Origin of the sequence: Xanthomonas sontii, from assembly GCF_040529055.1 — a bacterium.
Taxonomy (GTDB): domain Bacteria; phylum Pseudomonadota; class Gammaproteobacteria; order Xanthomonadales; family Xanthomonadaceae; genus Xanthomonas_A; species Xanthomonas_A sontii.
The window spans coordinates 643,208-656,407 of sequence record NZ_CP132342.1; the positions used below are offsets into that span (position 1 = coordinate 643,208).

General features: G+C 58.8%; 6 protein-coding genes. All 6 read right to left on the reverse strand.

Annotated features, from left to right (window positions below; translation table 11 throughout):
* Positions 1-30: 30 nt before the first annotated feature.
* The 6 genes from RAB70_RS02830 to RAB70_RS02855 all read right to left on the reverse strand — a co-directional run bounded on the left by RAB70_RS02830 (position 31) and on the right by RAB70_RS02855 (position 13,184).
* The gene (locus RAB70_RS02830) at positions 31-339 is read right to left on the reverse strand and encodes a hypothetical protein (RefSeq protein WP_148828866.1); all 309 of its coding nucleotides are present in this window, start codon (positions 337-339) and stop codon (positions 31-33) included.
* Positions 336-5,714 (reverse strand): hemagglutinin repeat-containing protein, encoded by a 5,379-nt coding sequence (locus RAB70_RS02835; protein ID WP_230979389.1) that lies wholly within the window; start codon positions 5,712-5,714, stop codon positions 336-338. The genes RAB70_RS02830 and RAB70_RS02835 overlap by 4 nt, the downstream gene beginning before the upstream one ends.
* 369 nt (positions 5,715-6,083) lie before the next feature.
* Positions 6,084-6,812, reverse strand: coding sequence for a hypothetical protein (locus tag RAB70_RS02840; protein WP_148828868.1), 729 nt, complete (start codon positions 6,810-6,812; stop codon positions 6,084-6,086).
* 11 nt (positions 6,813-6,823) lie between these two features.
* Entirely contained in the window at positions 6,824-11,980 is a 5,157-nt protein-coding gene (locus tag RAB70_RS02845) for a hemagglutinin repeat-containing protein (RefSeq protein WP_148828869.1), read from the reverse strand.
* A 319-nt stretch (positions 11,981-12,299) separates the two neighbouring features.
* A complete protein-coding gene (locus RAB70_RS02850; protein ID WP_148828870.1) occupies positions 12,300-12,539 on the reverse strand; it encodes a hypothetical protein in 240 nt (79 codons plus the stop codon).
* A gap of 288 nt (positions 12,540-12,827) precedes the next feature.
* Positions 12,828-13,184 (reverse strand): hypothetical protein, encoded by a 357-nt coding sequence (locus RAB70_RS02855; RefSeq protein WP_148828871.1) that lies wholly within the window; start codon positions 13,182-13,184, stop codon positions 12,828-12,830.
* Positions 13,185-13,200: the final 16 nt, after the last annotated feature.

A 13,200-nucleotide genomic window follows, 5' to 3' on the forward strand; every position in this document is an offset into this window, starting at 1 on the left:
CAAACGGCTCACATCCCTGTGTAGCTGCAATTATTTATTATATTTAAAATTTGTTTTTACTTGTCCACCCAATTTGTATGAGAGAACAAAGGAAGTCCAGCCCTCACCACGTTGCACAGCGTTTTCCCTAAGGTTTTTTACTAGCGCGTACAGTATTGCATAGTTTATATCCGTCTTGACATTGGTAGATGTTATTCCATCTTTCTCAACTGTCAACACTGTGTTGATATAACCAGCTCCCACTTCAACCTCAAAAGTGAAACTATCATACCCATCGACTACACCAGAGTCCAGAAGTGCGAAAATTTCTTTAATTGTATTCAAATCTTCAATGATCATTTCTTCTTCCAAGGAATTTTATTGGCTTCGTTTTCAAAAACCACAGTGCTTGTTTTTCCATTGATAGTATACGTCACAACTAACGTGTCCGGCCTTGGCGAATCAGGAACGGACCTATTGAATCTTATGGTAGTCGGGCCAACGGTAGCTGTCGGATCATTTAGCGCACGCTTGATTTCGTTCTCATAAAAAACTTTATAAGCGGAATTGTTGAAATTTTTATCCTGAGCAAACAAATTGTAACCATCGCATGTACCGCCCTGACTGCATGCTTGAGCATGCCCACCAACGTCTGTACTGCGTCCTTGTCTTCCTGCTTCTGTTTGTCTCGCATCTCGCGGCACCTTCGTGTCAACTGGTGTGAACGTTAGCTCCTCCACCTGACCCGCACTATTTGTTGTGAAAGAAGAACCATTATCAAGTTCATATCGTGTATTTGGTGCTCGAGCGCTAGGATTGTTAAGCAACTCATACTCAGGAGAACCCTTTATAGCGTTTCTAGCATTTACTCTTACAACTGGCACATCAGATAAGCCATTCAAAGAAGACGTGTCAATCGCGTTGCCTTTTGGCACATCAGCTGCGACGTTCGAAGCAGGAATATCGTCGCCCAAGCGAAGAACCGTTCTCCCCCCGTTGCTACCCGCCGTTTCAGTAACCTCACCCACCGGTTTCAAGGCATTTACCGGCTCAAGGGTAGTGATAGGCAACGTCGTGGCTGACCTGCCCAGACCGGGAACAGCACCGGATGGAACAAATCCAATCAGAGAATAGAGTGCTTCTGCATAAGGCGTGGGCAGCCCCGTTTTGCTTAGCAGCATGCCACCTATCGTGGATGCCGGCTCCCCCGTCGCTGCCGTTTTAATGCCGGCGGCAGTCTGATCTGCACCCCAGGGTAGCAGCACACAGGAAATGCCAGTCTCTGCACACCCTCCAGCCCCTGCGGACATGGCTGCCATGCCCGTTCCTGCTTGCAGCACACCGCCCAAGCGAGCCAAGGGATGCCCATTACTGTTATCCCATTTGATTACACCATCCTTTGCGGCATCCCCTAAGTCGTAATCAAAAAGCTGTTTTTCAGATGGAATCCCTGTTTTCGCGGCAGTATAGGAACTGTAGTCTTGGTAAATTTGCTCCGCGAGCAAGTCGCCTAGCTGCTTGTACTCATCGCCCGCTCCCTTCGCTTCGAGTGCACCCCAGAATGCTTTTTCTGGAGTTCCATCCGCAAATTGTGCTGAGCATTTCACTAGTGCGCACGCAGCAGCAGTGAGGCCCGCCTGCAGCTGGACATCGCCCTTGCTTAGTTCTTTGATCCGGTTGATTTCTGTATCCGTCAGCATGCGGTTGTTTTCGACTGCATTGCGCGCGATCGCACTGCCGACGGCGACGTCGGTCAGACTGCCGCCTGTGATCCCACCCACCAGCGCGCCGACCGCTTGCGACAGCGCCAGGATCGTCTGCTTGTCTTGCTCGGATAGATCGCTGGGCTTGGCGTCGGCGCCGTAGAGCGTCTTTGTCAGGTACTGGGCCGCCAGCTCACCACCGGCGCCGACCAGTGCACCGCTTGCGGCCGAACTGCCATTGGCCTCGGCCAGCACAGCACCCAGCAGCGCATGCGAGAGCAGTTGCGCGGCCGCGTTCGGGTCGCTGCCGTGGTCGCCATCGAAGGTCCGCCCGATCAGTTGCGCCGCATACGGTGCCAGCGCGTTGCTCGCCACCTGTGTGCCGCTCTGCCCGGACACACCACCCACTAGCGCAGTGGTCACCGCCTGCAACGCACGGCTGTACTCACCGCCGGTACCCCATTGGGTTTGGCTGGTATAGGCATCTCGGTAGGCTGCACTCTGGCTCAGCAACAGATCCTGTTGCTGAGTTGGATCCAGTTTCGCGAACGCCGCTTGCTGATCGCCATTCAGCCCTTTCAGGTAGGCATCGCGCGCCTCGGCGGTCTTCTTCGCCGCATTGGCGGCGATGTCGCCCGCTACCTGGCGGCTGGTCTCCAGCACCGTCCCAGCTGCCGCGCCCATGGCCTGCTGCTCGGCCAGCACCTTGCGCACATCCGGCAGCGTCGCCAGTGCCTCGTTCGCCTTGCTGGCATCGGTGTTGATGCCAGTCTCCGCTGCCGTGGTGCGCTTGCCGCCGATCGTGATGTTGCCTTCGGTCAACGTGGCGCGCGTGGTCGTGCTGTCGTTGCCGCTCTGGGACATCGGCAGCCCGCCGCCCAGCCCGCCGCTGTTGGCTGCGCCATAGTTCCCATTGGCGATGTTGCTGCCGATGTTCTTGGCCTGGTCGCCCGCGCTCACTGCCACCGGGTTGCCATTGGCATCGGTGGCCGGCGTGCCGCTGCTACCGAACCCGCCGGCGAGACTGCCGGAGCTGGCCGAGTAGCCCATCCGGTTCTGCAGGTCGCTGAAGGTCAGCGAGTTGGCAGTCAGGTCGCTGTTGTCCGCATTGGTGCTGGCGATCGCGCCGCCGATCAGGTTCACGTTGCCCGCGTCGACGTGGTAGCCGCCTTTACCCGCGAACAGGCCCGACTGTTCGGTCACGCCGGTGGAGGTGCCATTGGCCTTGGCCGTGCTGGCGTAGCCGCTGGCATCCCACGCGGTGCCGAAGGACACCTGGATGCGGCCGCCATAGCCGCTCTCCTTGGACTGGATGTTCGAGGTGTCCTGCAGCGACTCGATGGTCAGGTCGCCGCCGGTCTGCACGTCGATGCGGTCGGCCTTGGCCACCGCACCGCGCAGCGTGGTATCGCCCTTCGAGGTGAGGGAGATGTTCTGCGCCGCCAGTTCCGTATTCTTCCACGTCGCACCATCGACGTTGGAGGAATGGCTGCCGAAATTGGCTTGCAGGTAGGCGTAGTAGCCTGTCTTCGCACCCACCGACACACCCACACCCACTTCCACGCCGGCGTTGCTGCCCTTGCTCTGCTCGGTGGCCGTGGAGTTGCCCGCTTCCAGCACCAGGTCGCGTGCCGCATCCAGGCGCAGGGTGTCGCCCGCCTTCAGGTTGCCCTGCACCACATGCAGGTCGCCCTTGGTGCTGGTCAGGCTGACGTTGCCGCCGCCGCTGATGGTCGACGCTTGCGCGGTCTGGCTGCCGGCCTTGTACGCCTCGGTGCTGGTGGCGTAGCCCACGCCGGCTTCGGCTTGGACCAGCACGCCGCTGCCCCCCTTCTGCGCGACGCCGCTGATCGCACTGGCGGTCTGGTAGCCATTGGCCAGCGCCGCCATGCCCTGCATCGCCGACAGCCTGCCATCGGAGTTGCGCGCCGCATCGACGTTGTTGATCAGGTCGATCAGCGGCGATTTCACCCGCGCGAAGGCGCCGATCTTGAGTGTGTCGTCCTGCGAGGAGGCCGCGTGGCTGTCGTTGGCCGTGAGCAACTGGATCGTGGCCGCGGTGATGTCCACGTCCTTGGCTGCCACCACGTTGCTGGCACTCTGCGTGTAGGTGCCGCCCGCACTCAGATTGACGTTGCCGCCCAGGCTGCCGACGCTGCTGGCCACCTGCGTCACCGTGGCGTTGTCGTCGCGGTGCTTCTCGGTGTGATAACCGGAGAAGCGCTCGGTGTCGGAGATGACCACCGTGCCGATCGCCTTGTTGTCCGAGACGTTGGCGTTGCCGGCGGTGTCCTGCCCGCTCTGGATGGTCAGGTCGCCGGCGGCGTGCATGGTCACATCGCCCTGTGCCGCGATGTTGCTGGCGGTCAGGGTGATGTCGCCCTGGGTCGTGCTCAGGTTGGCGTTGCCGCCCACCGACAGTTGCGTGCCGGTGATGGTGTCGGTCTGGCCGTTGCCGTTGCCCTTCTGGTTGTAGTTGCCGAACGGCAGGCCCGCCGCATTGTTGAAGCTCCAGCCCTTGCCGCGGCTGTCGTTGCCGCTGGACTCGGTGGTATGCGCCACGCCCAGGTCGATGTTCTGGCTCGCCAGCAACAGCGCGTTGCCCTCGGCCGACAGTTGCGTGCCCTGGCTGGTGATCGAGCCGTCGCTGGCGAGCAGGGTCAGGTTGCCGCCGGCGCTGACCTGGCTCACCCGCGCGGTGCTGGTGCTGTCGTTCTGACCCGCAGTGGAACTGTGCGATCCGGCCTGGATCACCACCGGCGTGAGCGCGGCCGCGGTGCCGGCCGTATCGCCCTCGGCGCGCCGGCTGAGCTTGCCCATGGTCGAGCCGCTGTCGGGCATGTTGCTGGTCGCCGAATCGCGTGCGCTGCGATACGCCGCGGCCGGGTCGTAGGTCACGCCGATGGAGAAGCCGCTGGACTTGCTCGACTGATTGGACTGGTTGTCCACCGTGTCCTGTGCCGCGAGCAGCGCGATGTCCTTGGCCGCCAGGGTCAGGTCCTTGCCAGCGGCGACGTCGGAGGCACCGATGGTCAGTTGATCGCCGGCACTGATCAGCAGATTGCCGTTCTTGGCACCGACCGCCGAGGCCACCTGGGTGGTGCTCTCGGTGCTGCTGTCGCTGCTGCTGCGCGACTTGCCGTAGCCGAGGCTGGCCACGCCGCCGGAGAAGCTGGCGCTGAAGCCGGATTTCTTCTGGGCGCTGCTGTGCGCCTCGCTGCTCTGGTCCTGCGCCGAGACGATAGCCACATCGTTGCCGGCCACCAGACGCGCGTCCTGCTGGGCCAGCACGGTCGAGCCGACCACGGCGATGTCGTTGCCTGCCTTGATCTGCACGCTGCCAGCGTCCAGCGAGGTGCCGACGGCCAGGCTGTCGTGCCACTCGTCATGCGTCGTCGTGGTCTTGCTGGACAGGAAGCCCTTTTTCTTCTTCTGCATGTCCTGCACGGCGTCGTGCTGCTCCTGCGCGGCGAGCAGGTTGACGTCGTTGCCGGCGGACACGGCCAGCGCGCCGGCTTCGGTAAACGCCTTGGCCGCGGCCAGGTTCACGTCGTGGCCGGACTGCAGGGCGATGTCGCCGCCGGCGGTGAACTCGCTGCCGTGGACGGTCTCGTCGCGGGTGCTGGTGGTCTGCTTGAAGCGCTTGCGCGTCTCCAGGGTGGTGCTGCTGTCGACCGTGGTCAGCGTGGTGCTGTTGAGGTCGTTGCCGGCGACCACGGCCAGGCCGTTGCCGGCGTCGAGCTTGGCGGCGGTCAGGTTGACGTCGTGGCCGGCGCTGAGCATCAGGTTGCCGCCGGCGGTGAGTGCCTGCTGGTCGAGGTCCTGGGTGGTCGTGGTGGTGACGACCCTGGTCTTGCCCTGGCGGGTCTGGTCGGTGACGGTGCGGCTGTCGCCCAGCACCGACGTGACGTTGAGATCGTGCCCGGCCGCGGCGATCAGGTTGCCGTCGGCCTTCACTTGGGCCTGGCGGATGGTGAGGTCGTTGCCGGCGGCCAGTTGCAGGCTGCCGCCGGTGGCGATGCTGGTGCGCACCGTGGCCTTGCCGTTGGCATCGGTGACCGGGGTCAGCGACAGGGCGTGGCCGGCTTGCAGGGCGGCACGGTGAAACTGGCTTAGTGGATCAAGGCCACGCGGACGAAAGCCCGGCCGAAGCTGCGCAGGAGGAAAGCATGAAACAGAAACCGGTGACGCTGCCAAAGTCCAAGAATAGCTTTATGCAGCTGCTGCTCCGCTTGGTCGCGGAGCGTGGCGTCCCCTTGACTACGGGGCATCTAGCGTAAACCCTGGCAGACCTGCACTTCGTTACCTTCACCATCCTCATGTTCGGAATCTAAGGACGGACTCTAGATGCTTAATTTAAATAATTAAAACTTGCAGACAACATGCTGCTTTATAAATCGACTAAAAATTCTCCACAAAAAATCCAGGAGGGAAATGCCTCTTCAATTCGTTTCGCCGCGCATCAAATTTATAATAATCATCTAAAATATCTCCTATTTTTTCTGTAGCCATAACCATGTATCCATCGCCTATTTTCTCATACTCAAAACCCCAGGAGTCAATAGATTTCAAATCGAATTTTTGGAATTCATCGCCATAGAACATTGCCCAACCTACACCATAAACTTTAGGGTCGAGGGCAGCGCCAAAAGAGCCAATGGCGAAGTTATGGTTTTCGCCGATCAAACACAATTCTGATTTCGTAAATAAATGTAGCATAGCAAGCTGCGGCTTCAAGACCTTACATAACGATCTAAACAATGAATGCCATTCAATTTTGTCGCTCCAATCCGCACTTAAATCAAAGCTAGCGGGAACGACTTGCGATCTAATGTTTATCATCCTATGGCTAAGGGAACTACGATACTTAACGGCCTTTTTCCGCCTCAAACAGAAGTCTTGATGAAATTCCGACGTTGAACCATTGGCACGAATTTGAGCGACGCTTGCCCATAGGTCTTTGCAGCTATCTTTCCCAGGAAAAATTTGAGAAAACTTGTCCGGATTATGAGACACAAATTCAGGAAAAGTTAAACTGTTTTCGGTAAACAACTTAATAAGCGCGTCACCAACAGACCAAGAAGTCGTGTCGGCCTTAGTACTTATTGCAATCCTTATGAATGGCTTCATGGCTGTATGGATTAGAACTTCGTCAGATTTCCAGTTTTTGGATCATATACATAGATGTCTCCGCCAGTACCCCTTACTTCCTTTTGAAGAATCTTCGATATTCTTTTTGTTCGATCACTAACTATAATGTTCATTGGCTCACCAGTTACCTTCGAATGCTGTAGTTGTGCCCGCAACTGGTCAGACATGTCAAGCTTTATTACATTCTTGACTTCAATTTTGCCGCCGACATTCCGCCCCCACATGTCTGGAATTGTCGTCACCTGCTTGCCGTTTGGTAGCGTAACAGTAATTGTATCCATGTTTTTTATCCCATCAACATGGCTAAACGCATCAATTATTTGCCGCTCAAATTCAGATCCAATCTTTTGATTTGTTAAAATTTGCGGCTCATTTAGTGGATTTTCTGCATTCTTACCTAACGAAATTCCAACAAAAGCACTGTCTGTAAGATCTTTCGGGCTTTCCGGTTCCCTACTCGACCTTCCACGACCGCCTACTTCCCCGACTCCCACTGGGCCTTCAAGAGCATCAACAATTGTCTGCGTAATAACCCAATTTTCAAGAACGCTCTTTCCATCTAGTGGATCTAGCTTTCCCGCATGTTCCAAGTTACTGAACAAAATTCCATTCAGACTTCCTACCATAGGCGCCTCTACGCCATTGGTAGCAAAGTGCTTCAAGAAGTTTCCTTGATTTACAAGTTGTGCAGCCTGCTGAAGCGTCGTTCCATCTTCCGCCCATCTCCGATCAGTCACAGCATTGGCATACGCCAAATACGCACCTGAATACCCTGGCAAATATTTCTTTCCTAAATTTTCAGTATTAATTCCGTTATAGAGAGAAATATTGTCTACGATGTAGGCACTATTGATGATGTGATTTTCAAATGCGTCAGTGCCACGCGCATCGAACAGCACGCCGCCGCCCACATCCCCGACATTCGCCCCCAGTCGCTTCGAGAGCGTATTGATGAAACTCGCGGCCTGGATGTCGCTTTTTGCAGAGGCATTGTCGGCAAAGCCGCTGTCGATTTGATACAGCGCACGTTCCGTCAAGCGCCGTTTCGCTTCCTCGACCTGCTCCGGCGAAGGATCTTTCCCATCATTCAGGTAGCGCGCGAAGGCCTCCGAATAGTCCGCGATCGTCTTCGCTTCCGCCGGATGCAGCAAACGATTATTAGCATCCTCATTGATCGCAGCTGCGACGCCCCCCTCCCCTGCAACTGAGCCAATACCGGCAGCAACTGCCAAGCCGACGGCTTCTCTAACGCCGTCAGGAAGATCTGCTGTCAGTTTGTTGAGTGCCGGCGCTGCAATTGCCGCTCCTGCAGCGCCTACCGCGCCTTCCGCTTGGCCGCCAAGTAATCCCACAACTGTGTGAGCAGCAACACGATAGGCTCCGCCCTCATCCCATTTGGCTGCCTCGTCCTCTCGACCAGCAAGGCGCAACTCCTCGGCTTTCTTAGTCGCGTACTCACCGACGAACTGCCCTGCCTGCTGCCCAAACGTCGCCGTGATCTGCGCCTGCGCCGCCACCTGCTCCTGCAGCTTCTGCCCGTCCCATTGTTTGGTCAGGCCATCGGCGCCATCGCCGGTGACGACATCCCGCTTCAGGCCCGCCAGCGTGTCGGCCACGCTCTTGCCGGTCTTGGCTTGCTGCCCCGCTTCGTCGGTGATGACCAGCGCCCCGCCACTGATGCCGCTGTGCGTGGTGGATTGCGAGTTCCCACTCTCATGGCCATAGCCGGCCGCACTGCCGTTGGCCCCGGTGTTGTAGTTCTGCCAGGACCACTTGCTGCCATTGTTGGTGGTGGAAGGTGTCTGGCTCTCAATGGCCTTGGCCTTATCGTCGTCGGTGCCGACGCTGTAGCCGCCCGACAGGCTGATGCCCTTGGCGTCATAGCTGCTGTTGTTGGCGATGTCGCTGTACGTCAGCGTGCCGGTGCTCAGGCGGTTCTTGCCTTGGTCGATCGCATCCTGGCTGCTGGCGATCACCGCGCCCTTCAGGTCGGTGTTGCCGCCCACGGTGATGTCGAACCCGCCCTTGCCGGCCTGGATGCCGCTCTGCTCGGTGACGCTGGCGTAGTCGCCATTGACCTTGTTGCTGCTGTAGCTGGCGCTGGCACTGAACCCGATGCCGAACGTGACGTTGCCACCGATCGACTTGTCCTTGCTGGCGTAGCTGCTGCTGTCCTGCAGGCTCTCGATGTTGAGGTTGCCGCCGACATCGGCGATCACCTTGTCCGCGGAGACCTGCCCGCCCTTGAGCGTGGTGTCGTTGCCGCTGATGATCGTGGCGTTGTTGCCCGCAGCCACATGGCTGTTGGTGTAGCTGACATCCTCGCCATTGGCCTTGCCACGCGCTCCGCTGGCGCTCAACGTCACGCCCGCCGCGAGCCCATCAGTGCCATAGGTGATCGCAACGCCGACCGCAGCGCTGCTGCTCTTGCTGGTGCTGTGCTGCTCCGCGGTGTTCTTCGCCGCCTCGATGGTGACATCGTGATCGGCGGCCAGCAGCAGGTCGTGACCAGCGGTGACGTCGCTGCCGCGTACCAGCAGGTTGCTCGCATCGCCGCCGCCAGTAGCGATCAGATTGACGTCGCCGCCTGCCTGTAGCTTGGAACCCTTGGCCTGGTCGGCCGACTGCGTACTCTTGCTCTCGCTCTTGCTGCCACCCACCGTCACGGCGATGCTGATGTTCGCGCCTTGCGCAGCGCTTGCGGCGCTGCCGCTGGCCAGTGCGCTTCCGGTCTGACTCAGCGAGCTGGCGGCGCCATAGGCGCTGTAGGCCGCGGACCCCGCCGCCAGCGCCTGCATGCGCGCATCGCCACTGACTTTGGAGCCTGCCTTGGCCGTGTCGTAAGCGGACTGGGCCAGGTTCAGTGCTGCGGAACTGAGCGTGATCGACAGGCCGCCTTGGCTGAACTTGCTGCGCTGCTCGGCATCGGTTGTGTCGTGGACCTCGGTGATGGCGATGTCCTTTGCCTTCACCGTGATGTCGCCGGCATTGGCCAGCACGTCGCTGCCAGTCTGCGCGTAACGATTGCCCGCGACCAGCGTGACGTCGCCCGCCACGCTGCCGACCGTGCTGCCCACATGCGTGACATCGGAGGTGTCGGCATTGTTCTGGATCTTCTGCGTGCCGAATGTCACGCCGATCCCGCCGCTGCCGAACATGCCGGACTTCTTCGTTTTCTTCTCGTGCTCCTCGCTATGCGTGTTCTGCGCCGTCTCCAGCGTCAGGTCGTTGCCCGCAGCAACGACCACATTGCCGGTGCCGGCAACCTGCGCGCCTTGCGAGAGCAGGTCGTGGCCGGCGGCGATCTGCACGGTGTCGCCACTGAGCGTAGTTGCCACCGCGGTGCTGTCGTGCCACTCGTCATGCGTGGTGGTGGTCTTGCTGGACAGGAAGCCGGTTTTCTTCTTCTGCATGTCCTGCACGGCGTCGTGCTGTTCCTTCGCGGCGAGCAGGTTGACGTCGTTGCCGGCGGACACGGCCAGCGCACCGGTCTCGGTGAACGCCTTGGCCGCGGTCAGGTTCACGTCGTGGCCGGACTGCAGGGCGATGTCGCCGCCAGCGGTGAACTCGGTGCCGTGGACGGTCTCGTCGCGGGTGCGGGTGGTCTGCTTGAAGCGATTGCGCGTTTCTACGGTGGTACTTGTATCGACCGTGGTCAGGGTGGTGCTGTTGAGGTCGTTGCCTGCGACCACCGCCAAACCCTTACCGGCATCGAGCTTGGCCGCGGTCAGATTGACGTCGTGGCCGGCGCTGAGCACCAGGTTGCCGCCGGCCGTGAGAGCTTGCTGGTCGATGACTTGGATGTTGCTGGCCGTGACGACCTTGGTCTTGCCTTGGCGAGTCTCGTCGGTGGTGGTGTGGCTGTCTCCCAGCACCGAGGTCACGTCGAGGTCGTGTCCAGCTGCGGCCATCAGGTCGCCGCCGGCCTTCACCTGCGCCTGGCGGATGATCAGATCGTTGCCGGCGGCCAGTTGCAGATTGCCGCCGACCGTCAGGCTGGATGTATCGCCACCGCGCATCAAGCCGGATTCGTCACGCAGCGCTGTGGGTTGCAGCAGCAGGTTGTTGCCTGCTTGCAACGCGGCATTGTTGCCGGCCTGCACGGTGGTGCCGGTGAGGCTGAGGTCACGGCCGGCCTGCAGCAGCAGGTTGTTGCCGGCAGTGATGCCCGAACGCAGGTCGCCGCCGGCGAGGGCGTCGCGGGTGGTGCTGGTGAGGTCGCGACCGGCGCTGAGCAGCACGTCGCGGCCAGCGATCTGGCCGCCGAGGTTGAGCAGGTCCTGATTGGCCTGCAACTGCACGGTGCCGCTGGACACGATGCGGCCCTGGTTGAGCAGGTTGCCGACGTTGGCGCTGACATTGGCGCCGCCGATGGTGCCGGTGTTGCTCAGGCCGGCCGTGGCGTTGAGCGAGACGTCGCCGTTGTCGCTGGCCAGCAGCGCGCCGTCGCTGCGCAGGGTCAGCGCGGTCTTCGACGCCAGGTACACCACCGGCACCAGCACCTTCTGGCCCTGGTACTCCTGTTCCACCATCCACACGATGTCGTGGGTCAGCGCGGCGACCTGGTCGGCGGTCAGCGCCACGCCCACGCTCAGATGCAGGGTGCCGGCCTCGGCGACGCCGCCATCGAGCAATGCGCGGTACTGGGCCACGCCGTCGGCATAGTTGCCCAGGTAGCGGCGGCCGGTGAGCTGGGTGATCTGGTCCAGCACCAGCCGCTGTTCGTAGAAACCATCGCCCAGGCGGGTCTGGGTCCACTGCGGATCCACGCCGAGCTTGTCGAGCAGGTAATCGCTGCTGATGAAGTTGTTGTAGTCGACGAAGCGCGGATCGGTCTCGATCAGGTAGCGACGGCCGGGCGCGCTGTTGTTGGCCTTGACCCCGCCCAGGCCGTTGGCGGCACGACCCAGCGTGTTGACGCTGGCGCCGTTGCTGCCGACCAGGCGGTACAGCCCGCCCATCGGCAGCACGATGTTGCCCAGCGGCGCGCCGACGCCGCCGACCACCTGCGGCACGTGGCCGGTGCCCGGATCGATCTGCTGGTACTGAGTCGGCACGCTGCCGGCGGTCAGCACCGCCTGCGCGGTGCCGGCCTGGATCTGGGACGCAGTGGCGCTGCTGCCATCGGGTGGCGATGCGATTGCCAACCGTGGTGCCAGCGGCCTGCGCGCTGCGGGATGGGCAGCGCCGCGCCCTTGGTGGCGTTGGAGGTGACGCCGCCGTTGCTGCGGCTGTCGCTGCCGAGACGAAGGTGCCGCCCAACACTCGGCGGAAGTCGCAGTTGCTGGTGATGTCAGCGCTAGCGTGGTGGTGTGAGCGCGGAAGAACTGAACACCGATCCATCACTCGGAACAGCTCGACAAAACTTACAACTGATATTCGACGAAGACCGCGCACCAATGAGTGCGCCATGAACACCCGCTGCATAGTTGGGTTGGCAGGCACATAAAACCACGGAAAAAAATTCTATCTGATAGAACCATCATTAATATCAGTTAAAATTATTTTTGCTTTGTTTAACGCTGAAATAAAAATATCAAGATCTACAGTTATCCTCCCATCCTCTTTTGAAGAATAAATTTCCACCACACATTCTTTTCGAATTGAACACATGGAAACTTCTGCCAATAAATAGTTGTCACGCCATAGTTCTACGATCAAATTCTCACGATCCAGAACACTAGCGATCTCTACACTAATAGTCATTCATTAGGCTCCAGCAGTCCAATAAGTTTTCCATTACTATCAATTCTAACCCCACGTCCAGCGGGAACTCTTATATCAACGATACTACCTGCGGCACCTGGCCGGCACCTGGGTAGATCTGCTGAATTTAAGGTGCATCAATAAAGTTAATTTAAAACATTTATTAAAGTAAATTTTTCAACAACAAAGAATACACGGATTGTGTAGGGAAGCCTAAACAATCCGAGATTTTGGAACTACTAATAAGCGCCTGTTTCCATTGGCTCTAAATTTCGATGCAGTGGCTTCTCAAATATTCCCTAAAGATTTTTCCGAATAACGTGGATCTTCACGCATAAGTCTTAGAACTTCCGACCAATTCCAGAGTATCCCTGGAATATGGCTAAAAGGCACACTTCTTCCACGCTCGGATTCGGGAAATTGTTCCATGGCTTTTTTGCAATGTGCATAAAAAACATTAAAGCAACTTGCCCCAACGTCTCCGAGAACAATAAAACTCTGCCCCTCTTCATCAAGGGAATTATAAATTTCTTTCATACAGTCTAATTGACTGGCTGGGAACATTTCCCTGGTCGACTCAACTATACAGTCAAAAACACCACCACTAGTTCCCCAGCCATTGCCTTGGTTAATCGATATATACATTCCCATATTCTCACCT